This window comes from Collinsella bouchesdurhonensis (assembly GCF_900155365.1).
Classification (GTDB): domain Bacteria; phylum Actinomycetota; class Coriobacteriia; order Coriobacteriales; family Coriobacteriaceae; genus Collinsella; species Collinsella bouchesdurhonensis.
On record NZ_LT699743.1, the window covers coordinates 174079 to 199754 of the forward strand.

A 25676-nucleotide genomic window follows, 5' to 3' on the forward strand; every position below is an offset into this window, starting at 1 on the left:
CGTTACCGCTCAACGGGCAAAAGAACCTCGGCGACAAAAAGATCTTGATCGTAAGTGGTCCAGTAGTCGGTCACAAAGCGCTCGAACACGCCATCGGCCGGCCTGAAACCGTTTGCGAGCGCATAATCGCGCACGCGGCGATGGGCCTCGCCGATATTCTCGAACGGACCCGTATGATACGTGGAGAGATACATACCGCTTTTCACCGTCATGCGATTCTCCTCAGCAATGGGGCGCAGCGCATGCTGCACGACCGTGACCTCGGAATGCTTCTGGGCGTGGTTGGGTTCGCAGCACGCATCGAAGCTGCTGTGATGCAAGATCACAGGACCAGTGATCACGTTATCGTGCTCCTCGACAAACGAAGTGAAGTCGAGGTTGATGATCGCATCGGCATAGTTGCCCCAGAAGTGATACGGCATGGCCAAAAACTCCTGGCCGGAGAAGTACTTGAGGCTCACGTCCTTTGGCTTGACCGAAAGGACAAAATTGGCCTCGTCGATAAGCCCCATCCAATCCCGAATGGTATGGCGGCACTCCTCAAGACGGGTCATCTCGCGCGTGCATGCCTCGGCATGAGCACCAAGCATTTCCTTGATCTTGGCAAAGCTCTGCGTCTCAAACAATTCGGAGACCTCGTCGAGCGAGAAACCCATCATCTTGAGATAGTTGATGATGGGAATGCGCAAAATCGTCTCGAGCGAGTAATAGCGGTATTTATTATCCCCTATGCAATCGGGCTGGAGAAGATTAAGCTTGTCGTAATGGCGCAGTGTACGAGACGTGATGCCGCACAGCTGGCTTGCCTCGCCAATACCCAAAAGCTGACCGTTGTGCAACTCGTCATCGCTCACATGAGTCATCTTTACGCCTCCAGAACACGTTGAATGAGTACGGCATTCACATAGGTATCCAAAACGGGATTCACGTGGTCGCTCAGCTGGCGCCGCAGCCCGTCACGCAAACACCTGAGTGTAGACAGCGAATAGCTTTGAATCTCACAGACATAATAACCAATCGAAGAGATGAGTTTTGGCTGCGTTATCGATCCCCTCACATGCTGCGCCGTCGCGGGAAGTTCGCTCTGTGCGATATCGAGCATACTTCGCAGCGTACCCTCGATCTCGTCGAGCACGCAGCGTTTAACCGGCGAAGGAGCCTCCAGACGCCCCGACCAATCGCGCGCAAACGCCACGGGATCGGTCGCCTCCATCATGCGTGCGTACTTCTCGCGAATCACATTGCGGCCCGCCGCATCGGCAGCCACCACGTCATCGCGCACGGCCATGATGGACTCGCGAGGAAAACTCAGGTACTGGGCAACGCGATGAACAAAGAACCCCACCGCGTCGTCTTGGCAGGCGGCGCGTCCACTCATACCCTGAACGGTGTCGAAATGTACCCATTCAAGCTGCACGAGCTCCCGCAATGCAGAGATTTCCGCATGAGCAAGGCCCTTGTCTTCGAGCAACTTCTCGACCGCCGGCATGCTGAAAAACGCCGACATGCCTTGTCGAAGTGCGGAGCATGACGTCCTGCAATCTCCCAATGCCAACCCCCTATCGATATCTGCCGGCCGCAAGCGGACAGGCAGCAAGATACGGATCTCTCAATGAACCCTGGATGTCCAAGGCAACATCGAGCAAAAAGTCACTGCCGCACGACGTCCAGCCAGCCAAGCGGGCAGATGCGCCAACCGCCTGGCAAAGCGCCTCGACGTCATCTTGATCCACCTGTTCCACCGGCGCCGCGGCGATGGAACGTACGGCATCGAGCACCGGCGCAGGCGCGCACGCGCGCTCGGCAAGTGAACGATACGCCCACTTGTAGTACGGCATGTACGTATGCGCAAGCAGATGAAACGCCGCCATGGTGCTCGTCAAAAACTCACTGCGTGCCGCGCTGGCAGCGACGGCATCTTTGCGCTTAAGGCAGCGCGGAAGGTTGTACTGCCCCGCTTGCGCCATGGATGCGCAGTGGGCGGCGAACTTCTTGCGCATAACCTCATCTGGATAAAATCCCTGGTACACCACGCGCAAAGCGGAGAACTCGCCACTCGGATCAGCAAAAACCTCGCCGGAGGTAACCTGAGCGAGAAGCTGCTCGGGAATGGCGAGCCACTCCTTTGCGCACTGTGGTGCACGAGAAAGACCGGTGTAGAGACGGTAGAACGCCTGCGTTTCAAAGACGCCCACGCGCTTGCCCGCCATCTGCGTCTGCTGGCGCGTGAAACCCTTAAAACTTACAGGCAAAAGGTCGTAGCGGCGCTGAAGCTCCGACCCCCACTCCTCACACACATCGGTAGGAAGCCACACGCAGAAGCCGGGACCGAAGTCGTGGTCGCGCGAAATCTCGTCGTCGAAGCCCAGGCATTCCGACCCCTCTCCAACGAGGCCCAGCGCGGCGCGGTAACGGACGTCGCTCGGCAGCCCTTCGAATAGGGACGGCGCATAGAACTCACAATATGAACGAGAAAGCTCAAGACCTGTCACAACTTCACCCCGCTTCCGCGCGTTTGGCTACAAGAAAAACTAGATGCCCTTGAAGGCATTCGTGAGCTCGTGAATCATCTTCTGGAGCTCGTCGGCGTCGATGACGTCGTTGGGCTTGGCGCCTGCAAGAGCGTCGGGAGATACGTCGGTGCAGTTGCAACCCACCGAGTAGCTGATGCCCGAGACCGGATGGAGCTTCGAGTCACAGCAGCCCGTAGCGGACACGGCATCACAGCAACCGGCACTGGAAGCTGCAGCCTCGGTATGATGCGCCGCCAGGTCGGGATGCCACTTGGCAAACAGCTCGTCGTGAGCCACAACCTCGTCGGGCTCGATCAGGCCGTTGACCACGCGCTTCACGTTGATGAGATGCTGCGGGCCCACGTTCTCGGAAACGGAGCTGCCGCCCCAGGTGCCGCAGCCCAGCGTGAGCGCGACGTCAAGACCGGTGATGACACCCGTACCGCCCTGGGATCCGCCGGTGTTCACTAGGATGCGGGAAGCCGGCTTGACGGAGAACTTGCGCACCATGTCCTTATCGGTGGTGTGGATGCTCATGGTGTGGCCGATGCCATTTTGCAGCAGCTCGATGGAGAGCTCGCAGGCCTCTTCCCAGTTGGAGACGGTATAGAAGCCCAAAACAGTGGTGAGCTTCTCGTAGGACAGCGGCCAGGCATCGCCCACGCCGTGCTGCTCGCCAATAAGCACACGAGTGCCCTCGGGGATCGTGATACCAGCCGCCTGCGCGATCGACTGCGGACTGTGGCCCACGAACTTGGGGCTCATGGAGTGACCGTTGCGGAAGAGCAGAGCGCAAACCTTCTTGCACTCCTCCTCGGTCATGAAGTAGCCGCCCTGAGCGCGGAACTCGGCCATCACGGCATCGCGGTTGCAGGTCTCGCAGATGACGCTCTGCTCGGAAGCGCAAATCGTGCCGTAGTCAAACGTCTTGGAGGCAAGGATGCGACGGACGGCGTCGTGCACGTTGGCGCTGCGCTCGATATAGGCAGGTGAGTTGCCAGCGCCCACGCCCAGCGCGGGCTTGCCGGAGCTGTAGGCAGCCTTGACCATGCCGGGGCCGCCGGTAGCGATGATCATGGCAACCTCGGGAGCATGCATGAGCTCGTTGGTGGCAGCCATGGAGGAAAGCGTGATGCCCTGGATCACGTTCTCGGGGGCACCCGCCTCGACAGCCGCCTGGTTCATGAGCTGGATGGCCATGCCCGTGCACTTGGCGGCAGCGGGGTGCGGCGAAAAGACGATAGAGTTGCGCGCCTTGAGGGCGATCATCGCCTTGTAGATGACCGTAGAGGTGGGGTTGGTGGAGGGAACGATGCCCATCAGCAGACCAACCGGCTCGGCGATGGAGATGACCTGGTTCTTCTCGTCGGCATCGATAACGCCGATGGTCTTCTTGTCGCGGATCTCCTCATAGAGCAAGGCGCTGGCGATATGGTTCTTGTACACCTTGTCGCAAACCTTGCCAAAGCCCGTCTCCTCGACAGCCATGCTGGCGAGCACCTGGGCGTTTTCCTCGGCAACCTTCACCATGTTACGGAGGATGCGGTCGATCTGCTCCTCGTCGTAATGAGCAAGCTGGTTCGCAGCGATCTTACCCTTGCGGGCGAGGTCGCGAACCGCTTGGATGCTCTGGAGATCGAAATCGTAGTCCTGCATGAGACTCCTTTCGAATCAATCGGATAAAACAGCTCGTGCGGGCGCGCGATTACGCGGCGCCGCCGGGCAGGATGGACTCGACGGAGCCGTCGGGGCGCGGGATGACGTGCACGGAGATGAGCTCGCCCACGCGCTGGGCGGCTGCCGCGCCCGCGTCGGTTGCCGCCTTGACGGCGCCCACGTCGCCGCGGACGAAGACGGTCACGAGGCCGCCGCCGACGCGCTCCTTGCCGACGAGGGTGACGTTTGCGGCCTTGACCATGGCGTCGGCGGCCTCGACGGAGCCGATCAGTCCACGGGTCTCGATCATGCCGAGGGCCTGGGTAGCGTTAGACATTCTTGTTACCTCCTGAGTAGTTTCCTTGGGTGCAGGCGTGCCTGCGGGTTTGGTAGCGGGTGCTTCCTTTACAGAAGCCTCGACCTTGAGCGGCGCGGGATGCTCTTCGACCTCGCGCTGCGCCTTGGTCTCGTTCTCGTTGAGTGCAGGTGCCGCAGGTTCCGATTTGGGCTTTGCGGCCGTTTTCTTTGCAGCAGACGTCTTTGCCGCCGCGGGCTTTGCCACGGTCTCCTTCTTGGAAGCCGCCGCAGGCTTTGCGGTGGTCTCCTTCCGAGCAGCCGCCGGCGCAGATGTGGGCTCCTTCTTTGCGGCGGGAGCCTTTGCGGGAGCTTCGGTCACCTCAGGAGCTGCCTTCTTGGCGTTCTCCTGAAGCTTCTTGCTCCCGCCGGTACCGGATCCACGCGTTGCCATGACTTACTTAGGCCTTGGCACCGGGCAGGATGGACTCGACGGAGCCGTCGGGGCGCGGGATGACGTGCACGGAGATGAGCTCGCCCACGCGCTGGGCGGCTGCCGCGCCCGCGTCGGTTGCCGCCTTGACGGCGCCCACGTCGCCGCGGACGAAGACGGTCACGAGGCCGCCGCCGACGCGCTCCTTGCCGACGAGGGTGACGTTTGCGGCCTTGACCATGGCGTCGGCGGCCTCGACGGAGCCGATCAGTCCACGGGTCTCGATCATGCCGAGGGCCTGGGTAGCGTTAGACATTCTTGTTACCTCCTGAGTAGTTTCCTTGGGTGCAGGCGTGCCTGCGGGTTTGGTAGCGGGTGCTTCCTTTACAGAAGCCTCGACCTTGAGCGGCGCGGGATGCTCTTCGACCTCGCGCTGCGCCTTGGTCTCGTTCTCGTTGAGTGCAGGTGCCGCAGGTTCCGATTTGGGCTTTGCGGCCGTTTTCTTTGCAGCAGACGTCTTTGCCGCCGCGGGCTTTGCCACGGTCTCCTTCTTGGAAGCCGCCGCAGGCTTTGCGGTGGTCTCCTTCCGAGCAGCCGCCGGCGCAGATGTGGGCTCCTTCTTTGCGGCGGGAGCCTTTGCGGGAGCTTCGGTCACCTCAGGAGCTGCCTTCTTGGCGTTCTCCTGAAGCTTCTTGCTCCCGCCGGTACCGGATCCACGCGTTGCCATGACTTACTTAGGCCTTGGCACCGGGCAGGATGGACTCGACGGAGCCGTCGGGGCGCGGGATGACGTGCACGGAGATGAGCTCGCCCACGCGCTGGGCGGCTGCCGCGCCCGCGTCGGTTGCCGCCTTGACGGCGCCCACGTCGCCGCGGACGAAGACGGTCACGAGGCCGCCGCCGATCTCCTCTTTACCCACGAGGGTGACGTTTGCGGCCTTGACCATGGCGTCGGCGGCCTCGACGGAGCCGATCAGTCCACGGGTCTCGATCATGCCGAGGGCCTGGGTAGTGTTTGCCATTTTTGTTACCTCCTATTTCGTAGAAATCTACTTGATGATCTCTACAACAGAACCGTTTTTAATACCGAAGGCATTTGCCTCTTCGGTGTCGATATGACAATCGAGGGCGCTCGTGTTGTTTGCGCGCACGACCACGTTGTCAAGACGTCCGCCGCGCTCGCCGCCAAAAGCGATCGACACGACCTGGCCGTCATGAAGCCCGCGCTTGGCAGCCTCGTCGCACGTCATATGAATATGACGCGCAGCAACGATGACACCTTGGGGCAGGGCAACGGTGCCATGGGGGCCGGCGAGTGTGATGCCCGGCGTGCCCTCAAGCTTGCCGCTCATGCGCACGCAGGCAGGAATGCCCAGCTTGAACGTATCGCCGCGCAGCACCTCAACCTGAGTGGACGGGCGCACGGGACCAAGCACGCGCACGCGCTCGATAACACCCTTGGGACCCACAAGCGTCACCGTCTCTTTGGCGGCAAACTGTCCAGGCTGGGAGAGCTCCTTGATGGGAGTGAGCTCGTAGCCGGCTCCAAACAGAGCCTCAAGGTCCTCCTGGGACAGATGGACATGACGACCGGACACGCCAACGCTCACCTTCAACGGGGCGGCATGCCCAAGAAGATCCTCAACCTGCTGTTCGCTCCAAATGCCGGTGTCCAGAGCGCCGCGAATAAGGCGCTCGATCTCCTCGGCACTCATAGCGGCCTCGTGCTCCTCGTGCTCCTTGTGATGCTCGGGCTCGTGGGCAACAGGTGCCTCGTGATGCTCGGGTGCAGGCTCAGCCGCCTTGTGCTGCGTCGCTGCGGGCGCGGCGCCAAAGACCAGCTCGACGCCCAACTCGGCAGCTTCATCTTTGGCCTGCGGGGTCACGATGGTGTTGTCATCGATCGTCAGCACGCCATCATGCTCCGCTGCCGCCTTCACGTCTGCTGCACTGATCAGTCGTTTCATCTCTTCCTCCTTTCCTACAGACTCACGTCTTCGTCGATAATTCCTACAATGGCCGCATCCACGGGTGCGTTCTTACCAAAGGTCTCGCGCATGAAGTGGTAGGCAGCCGAACCCGTAGCCACAAGCACGCGGTCTCCGGTACCCGCGCTAATGGTGTCGACGCACACCAGGCGACATCCGGATTCCGGGCCGTCGATGACCTCGACACGCATCAACTTCATGCCGTCGAGCTCCTCGTACTTACGGGTCGCCCAAATGGAATCGATGAGCTTACAGATGAGCATTGGCGCCGTCCCCTCCTTCCTTGATGCGTTCCAAGCACTCCATGACCTCCGCCGTGTCTCCGGCGATGGCCAGAAGAATCATGTTTTGCGGGCAGCTCCCGCGAATATCCGTGACCTCGACGCCCGCCGTCTTCTCGGCGATGTCACTCGCAACAACCATGTCGATGAGCTTTCCCTGCACAAGGCCCACGGCCGCCGGCAGGAACTCCTCGTTCCAACGATTGCCCGAGCGCTGGCGCAAGATCGCCATCGTGCCGGGAGCGGGCGCCTTGATGACCTTGATATCAAGCATCGAGGTCACCCTCGGCAGCGGCCTGGCATCCCAAGGCAATGCCCAGCGGCGTCACGAACATGGGGTGGTTGGGCTTGTGCACCGGGATACCCAGCGCCTTCTCAACCGGAGCCTCAATGCCCGTGAGCTCGGCCGTGCCGCCCACCAGGACAATCTCCGGTACGTCATAGCCATCGATGGCACGGGCGATAATGCTTGCCACCTTGTCGATCGTGGGCTTGACGACGGGGAAAATCTCACGGTGATGGGCAGGGTCGCGCTTGTAGAGCTCGGCCTCGTCAAAGCTCATGCCGCGAGCACCGGCCAACACGAGGGAGAAGTGCGTGCCGCCCGTAGACTCGTCGATGCACTCCACCACGCGGCCGTTCTGGATGACGGAAATGCCGGTGGTGCCACCGCCGATATCCACCACGGCGCCATCGCGCGCACCGATGAGCAGGTTCGCGGCCGTGGGCTCGTCAAAGACGGCAACCACGTCGAGCCCCGCTCCCTCGGCGACGTTTTTGACCACGCCGCCATCAAGACCCTCGGTTCCCGGAGGAAGGGCCACAGCACAGGGCTCAAGCTCGCGCCCGAGCCGCTGTTCGAGCTCTTCCTTGAGCTCGCGCGCGATATCGACCGCACCCATGTAGTCGACGACCATGCCGTCCTTGACCACGCTGGCAAAGCGATACGCGCAGGCCACAGCCTCACCCGCGGCGTCAACCACAGCGAGCACGATGAATGCGGTGCCCACGTCGAGGCCGCAATACAAGGGCTCGTCGGCGCTTACCGGGCGCGGGCTGCCCACGCGGTCGAGCAGATCTTGAAGGCGAGCGTTGGCGACCTCGAAATCAACCATGGCGCGCCTCCCCTGTGACCTTTTCCAAACACGTAACCAGGCACGCACGGCAGCGAGTCACGCTTTGCGCCCACGCGTCTACGCTGGCATGGCCCTCGGCCGTCATCTCGCCCGCAGCCTGCGCCCAAAAGCGCTGCGTGCGCGCGAGCTCGGCTTCGAGCAGCGCCATCTCGTAATAGAGCGGGTGCACTGCCGCGGAAAGCGGCGGGAGCACGGGCACTGCCAAAGCCTCGCCTGCGGCTTCGCATTCGGAAAGGAGACCGCCCAGGTCGGTGTGGTTTTGCCACAGGGTTCCCAACGTGTCGCACACATGGGCGATATCGTTCTCGATTCCCAAGGCGTTGCGGCCCAGCATGCGCAGCCGGGCGCCCAAAACGGCGATATCGTCGTAAAACGATGCCAGGGCATCCTCGGCGCGGGCCGCAGCAGCGGCAGGATCGTGCACAGAGGTGTCTGCATTGCCGCAAGCAGCCCCGTAGCCCTCGTTAAAGTCGATGTGAAAATCGATGAGGAACTGACGGGCGCTCGGAGTGAGCTTGGCGTCCTCGGGCAGCGTATAGCTGGAAAAATGTTCCCGGTTGTACGCGCCGCGCAGCTCGTTTTCGGTTACATAGAACATAGGTGTCTCCTCCTTTCTGGTTATCGGTCACTCGTTGGGTGCGACGTTTCGCACCCAGTCCAATAATTCGTTCACGCCCTCGCCGGTTGTTGTCGAAAGGCAAAGTGCCATATCGACGCCGGCATCCACGAGCCTGGCCAGCCCTTGCTCGCGTTCCTCTTCGCTCAGCAGGTCGCACTTGGTAAGCACGCCCAAGCAGGGCTCGTTGAACGCACGGGCAAAACCGCTCGAGTAGAGCGTCTCGCCGCTCGCCCCGTCAATCAAAAGGAGCACCCCAGAAGCCTGGTTTTGCGACAACATGATCACGATGCTGTGCATCCAGTGGTTCTCGATATAGCTCCCCGGAACCTCGAAGCTGCGCGAACGATACAAGCAATCTTCCCGATGCTGATGGTCGGAGGGCTCCCCCTCCACCAGATCGGAGATCGTCGACTTACCCGAGCCGGGCAAGCCGATGATCATAAGGCGATCTCCCATCACGACCTCGTGACCTCGTGGGCACGAAATCCCAGGCCGTCATGAAGAACGCGAACGACCTCCTGCATCGACGTCTCGACGCTTTGCACGTCGCCCAAGACCACCACAGCACCGGTAAAGCGATCGAGAAACCCGATGCTCACCGGAGCCGCCTTCGCGGCGATATCGGCCGCGATAATGGAGGTCTCCTCCGGCGACAGCGTGAGGATGCCGATGGATTGGCCATGCGGCACGCCGATGCGGTCGTAGATATCCGGCGCGGGAGACGCGATGACGTGTGCCAACACGACTTCCTTGCCGTCGACCGACTCTTGGATGATGCGCTGAAGATGCTCCATGCCCCACCCCTAGTGCCGAACGAGGTTGACCTTGAAGTCCGCCTCGGAGATCCAGCCCTCGATACGATTCAGGTCGTCCTCCGAAAGCGACGGGTCGCCTTCGATCTCGTAGTCACGGCCGAGCTGCGCGTACTTGCCCACACCCAGCTTGTGATAGGGCAGCAGGTCCACGCCGTCGAAGTTCTTTTGATAGCGATACGGCGTGAAGAACTCGATCATGGCGTCGATCTCGGCCTTGTCGTCGTTCACCCCGTGGAGCAGCGGCATGCGCACGCGCACGTTAAAGCCGTTTTCCAGCAGGGCGCGGATGTTGGCGAGAATCTGCTCGTTGTTCACGCCGGTCCACTGCTTGTGCTTGATCGGGTCCATCTGCTTGATGTCGAACAAGAACAGATCCACGTAGCGCGCGATATCGAGGATCGTTTCGGTCTTGGTGTAACCGCACGTCTCGATTGCCGTGTGGTAGTCGCGGTCCTTACAGGCCGCAAGCAGGGCGCGGGCGGCCTCGGGCTGTGCCAAGACCTCACCGCCGCCCAGGGTCACGCCGCCGCCGGACATACGGTAGAAGTCCGCATCCTGGTCCATGAACGAAACCAGGTCGCAGATCTTGCGGTCCTCGCCCATGATGGAAAGCGCCTTTTGCAGGCAGGCCTTCTCACAGGTGCCGCAGCCCAGGCACTGCTTGGTACGGTCCACCACATGCTCGCCGTTGGCGAACTGGTGAACCCCTGCGGGGCACGCCTCGACGCACGCCCCGCAGTTCACGCAAGCAGTCTGCTTGAACATGACCTCAAAACCACGACGCTGGCTCTCGGGATTGGAGCACCACTTGCAGCGCAGAGGGCATCCCTTGAAGAACGCGATGGAGCGAATGCCCGGGCCGTCGTACATGTTGTACTTCTGCGTATTGAAGATGCGCGCGCGGCGCTCGAGGCTCTCTTCCAGCTGCTCGCTCATATGCGTCCTCCTTTCTGTTGGGGTTACGCCCATTTGGGCTTGAGTGGTTACGTGCTTAGAGCTTGGTCAGCATCGTGCGGCTGATGATCTCATCCTGAACGTCCTTGCACAGCTCGACGAAGAACGCGCTGTAGCCGGCGACGCGAACCACAAGGTCGCGGTGCTCCTCGGGGTGAGCCTGAGCGTCGAGCAGCGTCTGGTTATCCAGGTAGTTGAACTGCATCTCGCCGTTGCCGTACATGCAGGCGGTGCGCAGAAGCGTGACCAGGCCGTTTTCGCCCTCGGGGGTATCCAGCAGGCCGGCCATGAGCTTGAAGTTGTGCACCATGCCGATGTTCATGCTGTCGTTGCTCATCTTGGAGACCGACTTGATGATGGCGGTGGGGCCATTGTGGTCAGCACCCTGGGTGGGGCTGATGCCGTCGGACAGCGGCGTCCAAGCCTTGCGGCCGTTGGCAGAAGCACCGGTCATCTGGCCAAACGGGGTGTTGTTGGAGATGGACAGCGTGCCGTGGGACAGGCGCGAGTACAGGGTCTTGAACTGGCTGTGGATATGCTCGGTGAAGTAGACGATGTCCGCCACGAACTGATCGGCGTAGTCGTCGTCATTACCGTACTTGGGGGCGTCCAGGCAGTCCTGACGCATCTTCTCATAGCCCTCGAAATCGGCCTTGAGGCCCTCGTTGAGCTCGCATAGCGTGTACTTGTGGTCGTCGAAGACGAGCTTCTTGATAGCGGCCATGGAGTCGGCATAGGTAGCAAGACCGCTCCACACAACACCGGGTCCAAAGTTGTACATGGCGCCGCCGGCAGAGACGTCCTTGCCAGACTCCATGCAGCCCTCGAACATGATGGACATGAGGGGCTTAGGAGCCATGTCGCGATGCACGCGCTGCGAGATCACCGTCATGACGCTCGTCCACTTGGTGATGTAGTAGATGGTGCTCTTGACCGCAGCCTCGAACTCCTCAAAGGTGTGATACTGGTCGAGGTCGCCCAGATCAGGGGTAACCTGCTTGCCATACCACAGGGGCACGCCGTGGTTGAGCGTGAGCTCGATGGCGATGGGCCACTGGGTGTAGGAGGTGGAGGTCCACTGATACAGGCGGCCGGACTTCTGCGGCTCGACGCAACCCATCATGCAGTAGTCGCGTGCGTCCTCAACAGAAACGCCCTTGGCAAGCATCATCTTGATATGCGTGTCGTCAAAGTGGCAAGCAGGGAAGCCCATGCCGGAGCGAACAACGTCGACGATCTTGCGCAGGTACTTCTCGGGGCTCTTGTTGTGAATACGGCAGGCCAGGGAAGGCTGGTAGATCTTGACGTGACGCACGGCGTCCATCAGCAGATAGGTGAGGTCGTTGGTGGCATCGGCGCCGGAGCGGGTCACGCCGCCGAGCGTCATGTTGACGAACGGCTGATAGCCGGCGAAGAACTTGGAAGCGTCCTCGGAGGTAGCCCACATCATCTCGCTCATCTTGATGAGCATGCAGCCGGCGATATCAAAGGCCTGGTAGTCGGTCAGGCGGCCAGCCTCTTTGTCGGCCTTGTAGAAGGGATACATATACTGGTCAACGCGGCCGATGGACATACCGGTCTGGTTCTCCTCGAGCGGCAGCAGGCTCTCGACAACCCATACGGACTGCACGGCCTCCCAGAAGGTGCGCGGCTTGTGGGCAGGCACGTTCTTGAGGTTTTCGCAGATCTGCAGGAGCTCGGCGCGGCGCTTGGGATCGCTGCACTCCTGGGCCTTCTGGCAAGCGAAGTCGGAGAGACGGCGGGCGTAAATCATAACGCCCTCGGTGGTGTCGATGACGGACTTGTAGAAGTAGATCTTGTCCAGATCATCGGGGTTTGCATAGTCGAGGTGCCTGAGGTGCTCGCGAGCCTCGTCCTGAATGTCCTGCATGCCCTTCTTCATCAGGATGACGTCGTAGCCGGGGTTGGAGTCGCCGCCACCGTTCACCTGGTGATAGGAGCAGTCGGAAACAAAGGACTCACCGGAGAGCTCCCAGCCGCCGCACTCGCGGTACTGGTCCTCGCAGACCTCGTCGAGCGACTTGCCCTCCCAGAACGGGAAGAGCTCCTCGCGCATGTACTTCTTGTCCTCTTCGGAGATGTAGAAGGGGTCCTGAGCGCGCGTGCCAATGGTGTCGAGCTCGTCGCGCAGCCAACGCCAGGCGATATCGGGCGAGAAGGCGCCGGCGCGCGGAGCACCCGTGGGGTTGCCGACGATAAGCTCGTCGTCCTGGATGATCAGCGGAGCGGTCTCGCAGCAATAGCGGAAGCACTTGGCGCGCAGCTCGATCTTGGGCATGCCCGGGTTCTTACGGGTGAACTCGGTGACGGCGCGAGCGCGGAAGGTGGTGATGGAGGGAACCTGCTTGAGGAAGTTCTGCTTCAGGCGAACGTGGCGCTCGGTGGGGCCGTTGGGCACCTCGGTGCACTCGGTGTGGGCAACGGTGCTGTCCAGCGGACGGTCGAGCTGGTCGGCGACCTTGGTGAACATCGCGCGAACGTTTGCGCGCTGCTCTTCGCTCATGTCCTTGGTGGCATCGGACAGTTGCTTGGCAAACTCTTGAATATCCATCGGTACTCCTTTTCTTCTAATCGGTCATGTTTTTAAGCAGGCTTGCAAACCATGTGTTGTCCTGCGAGGCAACTTCTGTTGCAGGCTGCTGTTCGGTCATATGTGCGACGATCTTCCGATCCGGCACCCGGTTGAGACCCGCTTCCTCGAGAAGAGAGAGGTCAGAAGACTCGAGGCTGCACCCAACCTGGCGCCGGCGGAGAAAGTCGCGATAGGTCACACCCAGATTCGAGGTCGTCGCGCTTTCCCAGCCGGTAACGGTGAGGGTCTTGGGCAGCGTGGAATGGCAGCCGGTAGCTCCCATGCCGGTGCCCACGTTCACGAGGATGCGTCCCACCGGCTTCTTGAGCACAAACTGGCGAACAACTTCGCCATCGCGCGAAAAGATCGAAAGCGCGTTTCCCGAGCCGCTGTTCAAGATCAGCTCGATGCACTTCTCGCAGGCGTCACGCCAGTTCTCCTCCACGTAGTAAGACAGCACGGGGCCGTACTTAGTGCGCGAGAAAAAGCTGCGCTCGGAGACATAGGGCTTTTCGGCCACGAGCACGCGCGTAGAGGCAGGAACCGCGATGTTGGCACGACGAGCCAGGTCGCACGCCGATTTACCAATGAGCTCACGGTAGGTGCGCCCGTCCTCGCGAAAACACACGTGGTAAAGACGCTGGCACTCCTCGTCGGAAAGGAAGTAGCAGCCGCGGCGCTTGAGCTCGGTCTTAAAGGCCTCGTCCACAGCTTGCTCGACCACAACCGACTGCTCGGCGCCCGGCAGCATGCCGCAGCAAAACGACTTGCCGTACACAACTTCCTCGGCGCACAGGGCCAAATCGGCGGTTTGCTCCACAAAGACCGGGTTGTTGCCAATCGACGCGCAGTACACATCCTTGCCCGTGGTATCGGCCACGTGGATGTGCTCGCACTCGCGCGAATCAATAAGCACGCGAACGGCCGGCTGAGCCGCTAGCCACTCTTCACCCTCGGGGGCATAGAGCTCCAGATACGTGAGGGCGTCGAGCGGATAGTGGCACTCGGCGGCAACATGGCGCACGTCCTCGATAACGACCTTGCAGGTGGCATGTGTACGCTGGCGAGCCGAGAAGATAATCGGACTCTTGGATGCAACGGCACACACAAGCTGCGAAAGCATCGTGGGAACACACAGCCAGTCGGGCAAAAGCGAGACGACCGTACCCTTAGAGATGCCCACCTCGACGGAATGCGTGGTACTGCGCGAGTAGAGCTCCTGCGTAGGCATCTGGGCGTACACGTCGTCCAGAAGCTCGGTGAGCACCCACTCAATGAGGGCCTGCTCGTCCTCAGCGTTGCCGTAGTCGCTCTCGTCTACGGCAAGCTGAGCATACGAGGCAGCATGCGGAAGCAAGCGCTTGCGCAGAGCCTCCAAAAATCCGTCGACAAGCGTGCCGGGCAGACCCTCGAGGACTTCCCTCGACTCCTCGGCGTGCTCCAAAAGGATGCGCGCCTCCTGAACGGAGCGAAGATCGGTGTCAACAAGGGACATGGCACACCTCCTTAGTAGGGAAGCAGGTTCTCAAGACGGTAGCGATCGGTGATCTTCTTCAGATCGGGATGCGGGCGCGGGATGACAACCGAGCTGTAGACTTCGGCGCCCAGGGCCTCGACAGCCTCGACACCCGCGTGAACGGCTGCCTCGACGGCCGAGACATCGCCCTCGACAAGAATCGAGATGTAGCCGGAGGCGGTGTTCTCGTAACCAATCAGGTTCACATCGCCGGCCTTGCACATGGCGTCGCCAGCTTCGAGCACCCACACGAGGCCAAAGGTCTCGATGGCACCGAATGCGTTGCCTTTGCTTTCAGACATCAGGACCTCCTAAAAATCCACGTCGTGGACGGAAACGACATCGCCGATAGGCGGAACGGGGCGCTTCATGACGTTTTGCGCCGTGACCTTGCCGATGGCCGATGCGGCCTCGACGCCTGCCTTGACGGCAGCCTCGCATGCAGCGACATCGCCCTTGACGATGACGGTGACGAGCGTGGAGCCAACGTTCTCGTAGCTCACGAGCTCGCAGTCGCCCGCCTTGAGCATCTTGTCGGCGGCTTCCAGAGCCGGAACCATGCCGAGGGTCTCAATGAGGCCGATGGCCTCTTCGCCGGTATAGCGCATGGGGTAGCTCCTTTCCTATTTGATGTAGGAATTGATGGTGTCGCGCTGCTCTTGATCAGCGCTGTAGTAGACACGGACCTCGCCCGCGCCGTCCAGGTCAAAGCGGGACTCGCTGATCAGACCGTTCTTCTCGGCGGTCATCAGGGCCTCCTGCATCTTGGGCTTGGTAAAAGCGGTAAACGAGGAGTACTCGCCCTTGAGGGCCTCCATGACGTCGTCGGCGCAAGCCTCGTCATGGCAGGTAAAGTACTTGAGCATGGCATAGTTCAAAGGCAGCACGTTACTCACCGTCCTTCTTCAGGAGGTCCATCGGGTTCACGGCGATCAAGAAGATGCCGATAAGGTTGACGATGGCGGCGACCCAGGCGATGGGGGCCAGTGCGTAGCCGTCAAAGCCCATGACCAGGCCGAGGATGATCCAGGTGGCAAACGGAGCGGTGAAGGTGTAGGTGCCGTTGATAGCCATACCCAGGGCGGTGCCGCACATAGCGTTGGCGCGGTACCAGCTCATGAAGGAGAGGTAGGCGGCGGCGCCGGAAACGGCGAAGAAGATGACGGAGGAGCCGTCGGTGAAAGCCTGAGCAACGTAGGTGTAGCTCTGGGCAAGGGTGCCGCCGCACACAAGGGTGAGGATCGGCAGAACGATGATCAGGTTGCCGATACCGGAGACGAGCTGACGGATATTGATAGCGATCTGCGAGTCGATCATGGAGGTGGCATAGCCGCCCACGCAGCCCTCGATGCCCCAGCACAGAGCGGCGAGAAGAGCCAGGCCCAGACCAAGTGCCATACCCGGTGCAGCCTCCCCGGTAAGACCGGTGCTACCGATCATGACGCCTGCGATGACGCAGATCACGATACCGGCGATAACGCGCGGGCCGAGCGGCTGCTTATAGAGGATGCGAGAGAGGATTGCGCCGATTGCGGGGTTTAGAGCCGCGATGGGCACGGCAAGGGTGCCGGCCTGAGAAAGCGCGATAACGTAGGCAGCAGAGGCAATGGGGCCGCCAATGAAAGCAGCGAGGATCACGATGCGACCGGGCTTGGAGGCAATGCAGCGGCCCAGGTCGGCGATCTTGCCCTGCTTGAGGGTAACGAGCGTGGCCCAGATGGCGCTCAGGGTATCGTTGATGCCCGAGGCGATCGTAGGCAGGATGAAGACGACGACCAGGCTGGTAGATGCGAGCGCACCAAACCAATTGCCCCAGACGCCAAAGAGCTGACCGCCGGTAACGAAGGCAGTGTACAGCGCGTACATAATGCTGGAGAGCGCCGCGATAGCGATGCCCTTCTTGAAGAAGCTTGCGTCAAGCGCCTTCTTCTTTTTGATCGCAAGCGCGCGATCAGTTGGAGCTGTTGCGGTTGTTTCCATGCAAGCAGTCTCCTTTCCATCATTGATCGTTTGTTGGACACAGGTGTCGACTCCCATGGCGTTCAATGACTGAAATGCTAGAAATTGACGCAGGCGTGAAAGAAAGAAGCATGCCGTTAACATTCTGCGAACGGCCTTCGGCGGTACTTTTAGACCACTCGGCGCGCACGAGCGGTCGAAATACGCTCGCAAACGGCATTTAATGCTACGTTGCATATAACATTTATAGGTATAAATGGTTTGGTTTCAGCACATTTGGCATTTATTCAATCCCCTACCGCCGCCCGTAGTCGCCCTAGGCGTTTTTTCAAGCTCTTCCCAGCTCAAAGGGATTTTTTATTGTTGTTTTGGGAGCTTTTTCGTCCGCAGTACGAAACGATTTGGAAACAATTACCTAACGTTAAGGTCCCGATTTCCGACCCCATGTGACAAAAAGTCGACAGGCTTATTTTGTCACATTCTGCCGTTCACCTGGATAAAACAGACGTTCACCTTGAACGTGCCCCAAGAAAAAGCGCCGGCATATGCCGGCGCTTTTTCTAACGGTTGTGACGGTCTTGGCGAATGGGCCTACTCTTCCTCCGCCTCGCGCTTAGCATCGGCTTCCTCAAAGGCGGCCTTCATCGTGGGGTTGCCACGCGTCAGACGCTTGATGGTCAGGGCTTCCGCCTTGTTATTCGCCAGTCGCAGGTTATTCTCAGACGAGAGCAGCGCATCCTTGGTCTTTTGCAGGTGCGTGATGGTCTTATCGATCTCTTCGATCGCCGTTTGGAACTTTCGGCTTGCGATGTCGTAATTGCGCGCAAAGCCGGTCTTGAACTCCTCCATCTTGGCCTCGAAGTTGGTGACGTCGATATTCTGCTGGCGCACCACGGCCAACTCCTGCTTGTAGGAAAGCGAGTTCAAAGCGGCATTGCGCAGCAGCGTGATGAGCGGAATGAAGAACTGCGGACGGATAACGTACATCTTTTCGTAGCGATAGCTCACATCGACGATGCCCGTGTTGTACAGGTCGCTATCCGGCTCGAGCAGCGTGCAGAGCACGGCATACTCGCAGTTCTTCTGCTTGCGGTCATGATCGAGCTTCTTAAAGAAGTCCTCGTTCTTATGCTTGCTCGCCGTAGTATCGTTCTCGTTTTTCATCTCAAACATGATGGAGACGATCTCGTTGCCCATCTCGTCGCACTCGCGGAAGATAAAGTCGCCCTTGGTGCCCTCGGAAGCATCGTTATCCTTCTCAAAGTACGCGTTGGGAAACGCCGTCATGCGTAGACGGTTGAACTCCGTCTCGCAATGTTGCTCCAAGCTCTCGCCCACCATCTTGGTAGAAAGACGCGCCTTCATGTCGCGCAAGCGCTCGATTTCTTGGTCCTTGTAGCGAATGAGCTCTTCAGTGGTCTTCTTGGCCTGAGCGAGCTCGAGCTCGTGCGCCGCCGCGAGTTGCTGCTCGCGCGAATCGCGCACCGCAAGTTCGCTGGTGAGTTTGGCACGAGCCTCATCGCGCTCGCGCTCGGCCTGGGAAACTGCCCGCGCGAGCTGGGCAGCTGCCTCGCTCTTTTGCTCGCGAATCTGCGAACGCAACGCATCGGCCTCACGCTCGGCGTCGGATTGGGCCTTTTGGATGGCGAGCTCGCGTGCCGAATCGGCAGCATCTAGACGAGCCTGGAGCTGGGCAATCCGAGCATCGCGCGTGGCAAGCTCGTCTTTGGCAGCGGCTGCGGCACTGGCCTGCGCCAGCTTGACCGCATCTGCCTGTCGAGCAGCCTCCGCGCGCAAGCGATCCACCTCGCGCTGCAACTCGGCAGCTGTCTTTTGCGCATCGGCGCGAGCCTCAGCCGCAGCTTCGTTCCGAGCGGCCTTTTGGGATTCTGCAGCGGCGGCGAGCTTGGCCTCAAGCTCGGCAATGCGCGCTTCGGACTCGCTTTGGGCTTTCTGCACGAGAGAGCTCGTCTCAACTCGCAGATCGGCCATCTCGGTATTGTGGGCGGCCAGGGCTTCTTGCAGACGCTTGTCCGCCTCGGCGCGCGCAAGCGCCACGGCGCTTTCGGTCTCGCGCCTGGCCGCGGCTTCGCGCTCGGCAACATCGTGCGCAAACTCCGCAGTACGTACCTGACTGACGATATCGGCATAGCTCGATTCGTCGATCTTAAACATCTGGCCACAGTGCGGGCACTTGATCTCGTTCATGGAGCTCCCCTTCGCTGGCTTGCTTTGATAAGACAGCATACCGCCCCAAGGGGACACAGCCGCGCACGATGACGCAAACGGAGGCGGCAACATTACCGTGATATCGAACCCATGTGGCCTCGAAGTCCTCGTGGCGCCAATCGTGATCGTGCCCGCTGCGGCGACGTCAGGCGCGGTCGCGATGGATGCAACCAGCGGCGGAAAATCGCGCATTTCCGAGCCCAAATTCAACGAGTGGCGGAAAATTGCACGTCCCGGGTCCCAAAACGCCCTCAAAACGTTTCAACAACCGCCACTCATTTCAAAATGCACGTTTTACCGCCACAGGATGATGCTGCCGAAGAAACCGCCAGCAACTCCACTTGGGCTCGCCGGGCACCGCACCGTGCCGGCGCCAACACGCCAGCGGCGCTGCGTTAACCCGGCCACACTGACCCCGTCACTTCACTATGCCAGCTGCGCCGGCTTTGGCTCAACACCATCAAAGAAGGTCAGGATGTCATCGCGACTCACGGGGCAATACTCGTTGGCATCAACACCCACGTCGTAGCGCAAAATGCCGCGTTCGCGATTGCGCTCGTTATAATCGGGTCCCTCGGTATGAATGTGCCCATGAAGATGAATGGCCCCGCGCCATTTGCCGTTCCAGCTCAACATGGGGTAATGGAACAGGTCCAAGCGGACGCCCTTGGCAAACCCGGGCTTGATTTCCAGATAGTCTTGCTCGGATTCAAAGGCGTCTGGGAAGGGGCTATCAATCCAGTGCTTGTCGTGATTACCGCGGATGAGATGCACATGCTGACAAACAATCTTTTTGCGAATGGCGTATGCCTCTTCGACCGTCATACGAAACGAGAAGTCGCCCAGGATGTAGAGGGAATCGCGCGCGCTCACACGGTCGTTGATATTCGCAATAAGGCGGCGATCCATCTCTTGGACCGACGAGAACGGACGGTGCGTGAGCTCGATAATATTCGAGTGCCCAAAGTGCGTATCTGCCATGAACCACATCATGGCGCGTCTCCTCCGCCCTGCCGTCGTATACAAAAGCCGCGGCCCCGACCCCACCCCATGGGCAGAGCCGAGACCCGGTGAATCCCTTGCCTATGCATGATAGAGCAAGCTGAGGTTTGCTCTGCGGCGCTCATCTAGCGAGCATCGGTTACATACAGGCCAACGCGCACCTGCTCCCACGGATTCTTATCGGGAGAAACCTGCAAGACGCGCAGCTCAAAGCCATCGGAGTGGCCATAGAAGAACATGAGGGCGAGAAGCTCGTTTTCCGATCCGGGAACAAAGCCCATCTTGGTTTCGCCGCGATAAATTGCCATAGCAGACGAATCATGCGGATTGTCGAACTCCGGCACCAGGCGCAGGCGCTCGCCCACCTTGAGCTCAGAAAGCACCAAGGCTCCATCCCAGTACTGGAACCCGGCGATGTAGAACGAAGAAATCTGACGTGACGGCTCGTACATGGTTACCCCTTCCAACCTCCCAAGAGCGCCACCCGCGGGCCTCGCGCCCGCCCGCGCCTTCGGGCTTTTTGTTGATTAGAAGGTACCGCCTCGTGCGGACATGGATTGACATGCCTCGGCGTAGTGAGATCATGATCTCACTATCTTTGGAGGTAACATGAGCGCTGCCCTTTATTCTTCTCTCGACCTGACGATCGGCGACCTGGAACGTATTAAGCTCCCGCTTTTCCAGAGAAAGCTCGTCTGGACTCAAAAGAAGAAAGAGGACTTTATTGATACACTACGTCAAGGCCTTCCCTTCGGTGCGGTGCTCATATATCCCGAAGACCAAACGAACGAATCAATGCTTCAGATTCTCGATGGTCAGCAGCGTTTATCGACCATCCTTGAATACAAAAAATGTCCGCTCCGTTTCTGGAAACCGCTAAATCGAGAGGAGTATCAGAGCTCTCTCGACCGAATCAACGATATGCTCCCCGATGACTTGAAATTAAACGAGAAAAAGTTTGACGAGCTGTATCCCTGGGTCGATTCAGATAACTACGACGATTGGGTTGACGATATCGATCAAAAACAAACGCGAAAAGAAGTGAGGCAAGAAGTAAAGACCTTAAGGAACGCTATCGACAATTTCGTCGATCTTGAAAACCTCAAAATACCGGCAATTAAATTCACTGGTAACAAGGAACTCATCGCCACCGTCTTCTCGAACCTCAATCAAGGCGGAACACCGCTTTCAAAGTACGAAATCTTCAATGCAGCATGGGTGAATACGACAATTAATCTACGCCCAGCAGGAGAATCACCCCTCCAAGACGAGATTCTTGATAATGTCAAACGCCATTACAATGACATGATTAAAAACGCCGAATTTGAGTTGGAGGGATTTTCCGAAGACGAGCTGACGCAAAATCGCATCATCACGCTCTCTGAACTCGGAATCGCTCTTGGCATGTTTGTTCAAGACAACTTGAAAGCTCTCATCCCTCAAGGGGAAAACACAGTCGCCGAAATCGGCTTTGGCCTGCTCGGAATCGCGACGAACGTCGATAACAGGTCCCTTTCGAAATTAAATACGCACACCAAGGACATCGGCAACAAACTTCAAATTATTCTTGAAAAAGTGGAACGCATCTGCGTCAATCTACAAGACATATTCGGCAAGCTACTCAAACGCATCAAGGGCAATAAAAACGATGAGTACATGCTGGGACTTTCCACTACATTCAAAACTCTTTCGTATTTCGCCGCCCTGTGGGAGCTCGCTCCTGGGTCAGAAGACTACTGCAGCTCCCTTAGAAATATCAAAGCCTACTATCTCCTCGACGCATTAAATAAGTCCTGGTCCTCTCACGGAGATCAAAGGCTGTTGGACTATTACCCCGAAAACAAAAAGAGGAGCTACCTTGAGCCCGTCGATCGGAACAGGCTCATAGAGGCATTCGACCACTGGTTGGCAGACGCGACTCCTGGCATCCAGTTCAACAAGGAAACGAAAGCAATCACTACCATTCATGCGAACTTAACCTATCTTTCGACAAGTGTTCCCTATGGGGATGGGTATGAGCTTGAGCATATTGTTCCTAAAAAGATAATCAATAAGTATGATGACCCCACAAGTCGGTCCTTTTTTGGCAGCATAATTGGCAATTGCATGTATCTCCCCCGTCTTGATAACAATAAAAAGAAGGAGAAGACACTTTATGATGCAGGCGCGTCAAATTATACGCAGCTGATTCAAGAGTCCCTCTATCCCTCGGAAAGCAATTTGCAGGAAGCAATCAATGCCCTCAGCCACAAGGATTTCGAAACGGCAAACCAAGTAGTTAAAACTCGCTCACGCAAAATCGCCATAGCGATAGCAGACAGCATTCTCGGCTAAGCCCGGAGCGCCCTGCCCGCAATAACCTGGCCGATTCGATGCGGGATGCCGACAATCAACGCGTTTCCGGCGCAGAACGCACGCTGAATATCCGTCATGCCCGTATTCGTCCAACCCTTCGGAAAGCCTTGTAACTGATCGAGCTCGTCGGGTAGCAGGCGCCGAAAACGCCCGTCTGCAGCCTGAACGATATGCTTTGTCCGAGAGGCGCCACCCCCCCCCTCACTTGTCAGGATAGTGCGTGCAGGCGACGCTGCCGAATCCGGAAATGCCATCGAGCCCTCGGAATAGTTATAGGTAAATCCCGTGCGTTTATCCACACGAGGCTCACTTTTGCCGCCCTTGAGATAGCGCCATTTATCGAGCTTGTCGCTCTCGACAAAAAACTCCTCCGGTACGTCCTCGTCATTGACAAGAACATCACCAAGGGTCTTACAAACGCCCGCATATTTTGCCTGAACTTTGGCGGTCACAAAAGCACAGCCTTGCATTACACCCGCGTTTTGGAAGGGAGATGCCTTGAGTCCAATGCCAAATTTCTGAGTATTGTCGTAGGGGTCATCAAAAACAGCCGATTCCGCCAGCTCCCCAAGCGTTTCCGCAGGAAAAGCCTCGGCCATCACGCCACTTTCAAGGCGCTTTTTCAAATCCCAAACCTCGTTTGTTTTCTCTGCATAAATGTACGTACGACGACGCTTCTGGGGAAAGCCATAGTCGGCCCCATTGATTACTCGCCATTCCACCCCATAGCCAAGCGAGGCAAGGCATGACAAAATGATGGCAAAATCGCGCCCTCGTTGAGACGCCGGACTCTTAAGCAAGCGATCGACATTCTCCAACAGAACATAGCGCGGGCTATTCTTCAACTTCAAGAAACGGTAGATGTCCCACCAAAGAACACCTTTTTTGCCCTCAATTCCACTTGCCTTTGAAAGCGGCTTTGCAACCGAATAGTCCTGGCATGGAAAGCCGCCAACCACCATATCAACATCGGGGATATCGATCGTTCCACGTTCATACTCATCCAGAGCAGCATGGATATCCTCGTTGAGCAAAGTGCCGTCATCGAATCGCTTACGATAACAATTGGCTGCAAATTGTCTCGCCGGAGTTCCCGGCGGCTCCCACTGATTCGCCCAGACCGTTTGAAAGGGACCCGCGGCCGGCATATTCATTTCTGAGTCTGTTTTATCCACATAACCTTCGAGGCCTAAACGGAAACCACCAACTCCAGCAAAAAGCTCTGCAACTCGAATTACCTGATCAGACACACCGTCTCCGTTATTCTGCACATCGGCGTCACGACGCCATCGACTATTTTCTCGCTCTACTCTATCGATCTCTTCGCCAATATAACGAGCATTGATCCAAAAACACTTTTTTGTTTCCTGCGTTCCGTACGGCGTCGGCAACGTATCCAATTTATTGCGTCCATGAGGCCTGACGTGGCAACAGCGGTTTTCTGTCGATCGAACCGATTGCTCGGCATGGCCGTTCTTTACGCGGCGCTGCATTTCGTCATAACAGCGCCGTGCCTCAATTAAATCAGCATCAGGCATCTGCCAGAATAGAACCTCGGAAAGACAGTAGACGCCCTTTTCATCCGCATTTTCCCGGTAGATAACAAACAGGTATTTCTGATGCAGATAGTCCCAAAATTCGCTTTCTTCAAATGATTGCCGAACAAGATCAAAGTAGTCGAAAACGGGAAAGGAGATAGACTCTTTCGGCACCCCATTCGCTTTAACGCGCATCGTCTTTGGCTTGATTCCAGCCTTCTCGAATTCCGCAATCCTGGCATCTTCGTCGACACCGAGAATATGGCGTGTGATGAGAGCACATAGGTTCTTCGGTTTACCCGGCCCTTTTCCGACGTAGCCACAGACTGCGGCAAGCTCCACCTCTGTCAAACCGAAATAAGACTCGAATCTCCTATGGATGAGCTCATATAAATCGAGTTGCTCTTCGTCTCTTTCTCTTTTGATTTTCTGTACTTCAAGAAGGCCATTAAGGGCTACGGTCATGTAGGAATTTTTAATTGCCCACGCTCTTGGCTTGGCGGGGATATCAGAAAAGGGCTGTTGACGGCGATCTTTGCTACTTGAAGCCTTTGTTGCGGCTTCAAGATAAAGCGTATCCGATCCAGAAAGCTCGTGTGCCTTACCCGCACGTATTTTTGCGACAACCGTATCCCAGTCACTCTTAAACGTCGGAATGTCTTCTTGAGGAACACCCCAAAGTTCAACAACCTTGACTAGAAAATCTACGGGATTGATATCCTTCTCGTACTGATAGGCAACCAACAGTATCTTTTGCAACTTCTTTTGCAGGCTGCTCGTTTCCCACGTCTCATCAACTACGCTCATATAGTTAATCATGCTTATAACGAGACGTTCTTTTGCAGAAAAGCTGCCGTCACGCTTTAGTTTGAGAGGCGTTGTTTTGAGCTCCGTGCCCACCTCTTCAAAATCAGGATTCGGATCGCTATTAATCGCATAGCGAAAATAATACTGTTCAACAGCGTTGCCAAAAGAACCCTTGCGGCGGTGAGAATCCTCTAGCGTTGTAAGCTCGGGGCATTCTTCACGAAGGGTATGGCCCTCAAGGCGCTTAGCGTATCTACAAATCGAGTCAAGTGATGATCTATCGTATCCGATACCGTTCTCTTCGTGCATCTCAGCCCCTACTAGAACATCCGTTCGATCGCATCATTGTACCGATCGAACGGATGTTCTAGTAGGGCATAATCTGGGCTCTTTCGGTATTGCCGCATCCGCCCGTCCGCACACGAACCTCCCGCGCCGCGACTCAATGGGCTACACTCACACCCAGCCGCCCGCGATCAATCCACAAGGGGAAACCATGGTTTGCAACATCGTCACCTCGCCCATCATGCTGCGCATGCCCAGCGTGCCGGCCACACCAGAAGATATCGCCATCGGGCGCGACCTGGCAGACACGCTTTCCGCCCACTCCCATGAATGCGTGGGGCTTGCCGCAAACATGATCGGCAAGCGCAAATGCGTGATCGCCGTAACCGATGGCCCCCGCACACTCGTAATGTTCAACCCCCGCATTATCGAGCGGCACGACGAATATCAGACCGAGGAGGCCTGCCTCTCGCTCGAAGGCACGCGCCTTTGCACGCGCTATCGCAGCATCCGCGTAACCTACCTAGACGATTCCTGGCACGAGCATACGCGCAGCTTCTCCGGTTTTGTGGCACAGATCATCCAGCACGAGTGCGACCACTGCGAAGGCATCGTCATCTAGCCAGGCCCTCGATTCCCAGGTCCATACACCCCTCATTAAAAAAGCCGACGCGCCCATGAGCAGCACGTCAGCTTTTACGTG

Annotated in this window: 27 protein-coding genes; 2 read left to right on the forward strand and 25 right to left on the reverse strand. The window is 58.2% G+C overall.

Annotated features, from left to right (window positions below):
• Positions 1–2: 2 nt before the first annotated feature.
• The 24 genes from BQ9843_RS07035 to BQ9843_RS07150 all read right to left on the reverse strand — a co-directional run bounded on the left by BQ9843_RS07035 (position 3) and on the right by BQ9843_RS07150 (position 20440).
• Positions 3–863, reverse strand: coding sequence for a MerR family transcriptional regulator (locus BQ9843_RS07035; RefSeq protein ID WP_075844445.1), 861 nt, complete (start codon positions 861–863; stop codon positions 3–5).
• A 2-nt stretch (positions 864–865) separates the two neighbouring features.
• A complete protein-coding gene (locus BQ9843_RS07040) occupies positions 866–1507 on the reverse strand; it encodes a DUF4125 family protein (RefSeq protein WP_075844446.1) in 642 nt (213 codons plus the stop codon).
• Between the two features lie 52 nt (positions 1508–1559).
• Positions 1560–2492: a DUF4037 domain-containing protein gene (locus tag BQ9843_RS07045; RefSeq protein WP_075844447.1), complete on the reverse strand. Its 933-nt coding sequence runs from the start codon at positions 2490–2492 to the stop codon at positions 1560–1562.
• Positions 2493–2531: 39 nt separating this feature from the next.
• Positions 2532–4169 (reverse strand): acetaldehyde dehydrogenase (acetylating), encoded by a 1638-nt coding sequence (locus tag BQ9843_RS07050; RefSeq protein WP_075844448.1) that lies wholly within the window; start codon positions 4167–4169, stop codon positions 2532–2534.
• 49 nt (positions 4170–4218) lie between these two features.
• A complete protein-coding gene (locus tag BQ9843_RS07055; RefSeq protein ID WP_075844702.1) occupies positions 4219–4506 on the reverse strand; it encodes a BMC domain-containing protein in 288 nt (95 codons plus the stop codon).
• A 418-nt stretch (positions 4507–4924) separates the two neighbouring features.
• Positions 4925–5212 (reverse strand): BMC domain-containing protein, encoded by a 288-nt coding sequence (locus BQ9843_RS07060; RefSeq protein ID WP_075844703.1) that lies wholly within the window; start codon positions 5210–5212, stop codon positions 4925–4927.
• Between the two features lie 418 nt (positions 5213–5630).
• Positions 5631–5918, reverse strand: coding sequence for a BMC domain-containing protein (locus tag BQ9843_RS07065; protein ID WP_075844449.1), 288 nt, complete (start codon positions 5916–5918; stop codon positions 5631–5633).
• A 27-nt stretch (positions 5919–5945) separates the two neighbouring features.
• Positions 5946–6863 (reverse strand): phosphate propanoyltransferase, encoded by a 918-nt coding sequence (locus tag BQ9843_RS07070; RefSeq protein WP_075844450.1) that lies wholly within the window; start codon positions 6861–6863, stop codon positions 5946–5948.
• Between the two features lie 14 nt (positions 6864–6877).
• On the reverse strand, positions 6878–7147 hold the full coding sequence (locus BQ9843_RS07075) for a EutN/CcmL family microcompartment protein (RefSeq protein ID WP_075844451.1): 270 nt from the start codon (positions 7145–7147) through the stop codon (positions 6878–6880).
• Complete coding sequence (locus tag BQ9843_RS07080; protein WP_075844452.1) at positions 7134–7439, reverse strand: BMC domain-containing protein; 306 nt, start codon at positions 7437–7439, stop codon at positions 7134–7136. Before BQ9843_RS07080 ends, BQ9843_RS07075 begins: the two co-directional genes overlap by 14 nt.
• Positions 7432–8280 (reverse strand): ethanolamine utilization protein EutJ, encoded by an 849-nt coding sequence (eutJ, locus tag BQ9843_RS07085; protein WP_075844453.1) that lies wholly within the window; start codon positions 8278–8280, stop codon positions 7432–7434. Before eutJ ends, BQ9843_RS07080 begins: the two co-directional genes overlap by 8 nt.
• Positions 8273–8899, reverse strand: a complete 627-nt coding sequence (locus BQ9843_RS07090; protein WP_075844454.1) for a hypothetical protein — start codon at positions 8897–8899, stop codon at positions 8273–8275. The genes eutJ and BQ9843_RS07090 overlap by 8 nt, the downstream gene beginning before the upstream one ends.
• Before the next feature lie 27 nt (positions 8900–8926).
• Positions 8927–9361: a EutP/PduV family microcompartment system protein gene (locus BQ9843_RS07095; RefSeq protein WP_230205634.1), complete on the reverse strand. Its 435-nt coding sequence runs from the start codon at positions 9359–9361 to the stop codon at positions 8927–8929.
• Between the two features lie 14 nt (positions 9362–9375).
• Positions 9376–9714: a BMC domain-containing protein gene (locus tag BQ9843_RS07100; RefSeq protein ID WP_022387084.1), complete on the reverse strand. Its 339-nt coding sequence runs from the start codon at positions 9712–9714 to the stop codon at positions 9376–9378.
• 9 nt (positions 9715–9723) lie between these two features.
• Positions 9724–10671, reverse strand: coding sequence for a choline TMA-lyase-activating enzyme (cutD, locus tag BQ9843_RS07105; RefSeq protein ID WP_075844456.1), 948 nt, complete (start codon positions 10669–10671; stop codon positions 9724–9726).
• 55 nt (positions 10672–10726) lie between these two features.
• Positions 10727–13261 carry a choline trimethylamine-lyase gene (gene cutC / locus BQ9843_RS07110; RefSeq protein WP_075844457.1) on the reverse strand — a complete coding sequence of 845 codons (2535 nt, stop codon included), beginning with the start codon at positions 13259–13261 and terminating at the stop codon, positions 10727–10729.
• A gap of 16 nt (positions 13262–13277) precedes the next feature.
• The gene (locus BQ9843_RS07115; protein ID WP_075844458.1) at positions 13278–14777 is read right to left on the reverse strand and encodes an aldehyde dehydrogenase family protein; all 1500 of its coding nucleotides are present in this window, start codon (positions 14775–14777) and stop codon (positions 13278–13280) included.
• Positions 14778–14788: 11 nt separating this feature from the next.
• Positions 14789–15100, reverse strand: coding sequence for a BMC domain-containing protein (locus tag BQ9843_RS07120; RefSeq protein ID WP_022387080.1), 312 nt, complete (start codon positions 15098–15100; stop codon positions 14789–14791).
• A 9-nt stretch (positions 15101–15109) separates the two neighbouring features.
• Positions 15110–15406, reverse strand: coding sequence for a BMC domain-containing protein (locus BQ9843_RS07125; RefSeq protein WP_022387079.1), 297 nt, complete (start codon positions 15404–15406; stop codon positions 15110–15112).
• A gap of 15 nt (positions 15407–15421) precedes the next feature.
• The gene (locus BQ9843_RS07130; protein ID WP_022387078.1) at positions 15422–15685 is read right to left on the reverse strand and encodes a hypothetical protein; all 264 of its coding nucleotides are present in this window, start codon (positions 15683–15685) and stop codon (positions 15422–15424) included.
• A 1-nt stretch (position 15686) separates the two neighbouring features.
• Positions 15687–16778, reverse strand: a complete 1092-nt coding sequence (locus tag BQ9843_RS07135; protein ID WP_075844459.1) for a hypothetical protein — start codon at positions 16776–16778, stop codon at positions 15687–15689.
• 570 nt (positions 16779–17348) lie between these two features.
• Positions 17349–18965 (reverse strand): DUF2130 domain-containing protein, encoded by a 1617-nt coding sequence (locus BQ9843_RS07140; RefSeq protein WP_075844460.1) that lies wholly within the window; start codon positions 18963–18965, stop codon positions 17349–17351.
• Between the two features lie 447 nt (positions 18966–19412).
• Positions 19413–19979, reverse strand: a complete 567-nt coding sequence (locus tag BQ9843_RS07145; RefSeq protein WP_075844461.1) for a metallophosphoesterase — start codon at positions 19977–19979, stop codon at positions 19413–19415.
• Between the two features lie 134 nt (positions 19980–20113).
• The gene (locus BQ9843_RS07150) at positions 20114–20440 is read right to left on the reverse strand and encodes an HIRAN domain-containing protein (protein ID WP_075844462.1); all 327 of its coding nucleotides are present in this window, start codon (positions 20438–20440) and stop codon (positions 20114–20116) included.
• A 157-nt stretch (positions 20441–20597) separates the two neighbouring features.
• Here BQ9843_RS07150 and BQ9843_RS07155 point away from each other — a divergent pair, with 157 nt between their 5' ends.
• Complete coding sequence (locus BQ9843_RS07155; protein WP_075844463.1) at positions 20598–22322, forward strand: GmrSD restriction endonuclease domain-containing protein; 1725 nt, start codon at positions 20598–20600, stop codon at positions 22320–22322.
• Here the strand turns inward: BQ9843_RS07155 and BQ9843_RS08595 are convergent.
• Positions 22319–24997, reverse strand: a complete 2679-nt coding sequence (locus BQ9843_RS08595; RefSeq protein ID WP_083647986.1) for a Sau3AI family type II restriction endonuclease — start codon at positions 24995–24997, stop codon at positions 22319–22321. The genes BQ9843_RS07155 and BQ9843_RS08595 overlap by 4 nt on opposite strands.
• A 187-nt stretch (positions 24998–25184) precedes the next feature.
• Between BQ9843_RS08595 and BQ9843_RS07175 the strand changes: the two genes are divergently transcribed.
• Positions 25185–25595, forward strand: a complete 411-nt coding sequence (locus BQ9843_RS07175) for a peptide deformylase (RefSeq protein ID WP_075844464.1) — start codon at positions 25185–25187, stop codon at positions 25593–25595.
• Positions 25596–25676: the final 81 nt, after the last annotated feature.

What these genes read in the sequence shown, in the direction of transcription:
- BQ9843_RS07035 (WP_075844445.1), bottom strand. Translation starts at nt 863, where the DNA reads ATGACTCATGTGAGCGATGACGAGTTGCACAACGGTCAGCTTTTGGGT.
- BQ9843_RS07040 (WP_075844446.1), bottom strand. Translation starts at nt 1,507, where the DNA reads ATGTCGGCGTTTTTCAGCATGCCGGCGGTCGAGAAGTTGCTCGAAGAC.
- BQ9843_RS07050 (WP_075844448.1), bottom strand. Translation starts at nt 4,169, where the DNA reads ATGCAGGACTACGATTTCGATCTCCAGAGCATCCAAGCGGTTCGCGAC.
- BQ9843_RS07055 (WP_075844702.1), bottom strand. Translation starts at nt 4,506, where the DNA reads ATGTCTAACGCTACCCAGGCCCTCGGCATGATCGAGACCCGTGGACTG.
- BQ9843_RS07060 (WP_075844703.1), bottom strand. Translation starts at nt 5,212, where the DNA reads ATGTCTAACGCTACCCAGGCCCTCGGCATGATCGAGACCCGTGGACTG.
- BQ9843_RS07065 (WP_075844449.1), bottom strand. Translation starts at nt 5,918, where the DNA reads ATGGCAAACACTACCCAGGCCCTCGGCATGATCGAGACCCGTGGACTG.
- BQ9843_RS07070 (WP_075844450.1), bottom strand. Translation starts at nt 6,863, where the DNA reads ATGAAACGACTGATCAGTGCAGCAGACGTGAAGGCGGCAGCGGAGCAT.
- BQ9843_RS07075 (WP_075844451.1), bottom strand. Translation starts at nt 7,147, where the DNA reads ATGCTCATCTGTAAGCTCATCGATTCCATTTGGGCGACCCGTAAGTAC.
- BQ9843_RS07080 (WP_075844452.1), bottom strand. Translation starts at nt 7,439, where the DNA reads ATGCTTGATATCAAGGTCATCAAGGCGCCCGCTCCCGGCACGATGGCG.
- eutJ (WP_075844453.1), bottom strand. Translation starts at nt 8,280, where the DNA reads ATGGTTGATTTCGAGGTCGCCAACGCTCGCCTTCAAGATCTGCTCGAC.
- BQ9843_RS07090 (WP_075844454.1), bottom strand. Translation starts at nt 8,899, where the DNA reads ATGTTCTATGTAACCGAAAACGAGCTGCGCGGCGCGTACAACCGGGAA.
- BQ9843_RS07095 (WP_230205634.1), bottom strand. Translation starts at nt 9,361, where the DNA reads ATGATCATCGGCTTGCCCGGCTCGGGTAAGTCGACGATCTCCGATCTG.
- BQ9843_RS07100 (WP_022387084.1), bottom strand. Translation starts at nt 9,714, where the DNA reads ATGGAGCATCTTCAGCGCATCATCCAAGAGTCGGTCGACGGCAAGGAA.
- cutD (WP_075844456.1), bottom strand. Translation starts at nt 10,671, where the DNA reads ATGAGCGAGCAGCTGGAAGAGAGCCTCGAGCGCCGCGCGCGCATCTTC.
- cutC (WP_075844457.1), bottom strand. Translation starts at nt 13,261, where the DNA reads ATGGATATTCAAGAGTTTGCCAAGCAACTGTCCGATGCCACCAAGGAC.
- BQ9843_RS07115 (WP_075844458.1), bottom strand. Translation starts at nt 14,777, where the DNA reads ATGTCCCTTGTTGACACCGATCTTCGCTCCGTTCAGGAGGCGCGCATC.
- BQ9843_RS07120 (WP_022387080.1), bottom strand. Translation starts at nt 15,100, where the DNA reads ATGTCTGAAAGCAAAGGCAACGCATTCGGTGCCATCGAGACCTTTGGC.
- BQ9843_RS07125 (WP_022387079.1), bottom strand. Translation starts at nt 15,406, where the DNA reads ATGCGCTATACCGGCGAAGAGGCCATCGGCCTCATTGAGACCCTCGGC.
- BQ9843_RS07135 (WP_075844459.1), bottom strand. Translation starts at nt 16,778, where the DNA reads ATGGAAACAACCGCAACAGCTCCAACTGATCGCGCGCTTGCGATCAAA.
- BQ9843_RS07140 (WP_075844460.1), bottom strand. Translation starts at nt 18,965, where the DNA reads ATGAACGAGATCAAGTGCCCGCACTGTGGCCAGATGTTTAAGATCGAC.
- BQ9843_RS07145 (WP_075844461.1), bottom strand. Translation starts at nt 19,979, where the DNA reads ATGATGTGGTTCATGGCAGATACGCACTTTGGGCACTCGAATATTATC.
- BQ9843_RS07150 (WP_075844462.1), bottom strand. Translation starts at nt 20,440, where the DNA reads ATGTACGAGCCGTCACGTCAGATTTCTTCGTTCTACATCGCCGGGTTC.
- BQ9843_RS07155 (WP_075844463.1), top strand. Translation starts at nt 20,598, where the DNA reads ATGAGCGCTGCCCTTTATTCTTCTCTCGACCTGACGATCGGCGACCTG.
- BQ9843_RS08595 (WP_083647986.1), bottom strand. Translation starts at nt 24,997, where the DNA reads ATGCACGAAGAGAACGGTATCGGATACGATAGATCATCACTTGACTCG.
- BQ9843_RS07175 (WP_075844464.1), top strand. Translation starts at nt 25,185, where the DNA reads ATGGTTTGCAACATCGTCACCTCGCCCATCATGCTGCGCATGCCCAGC.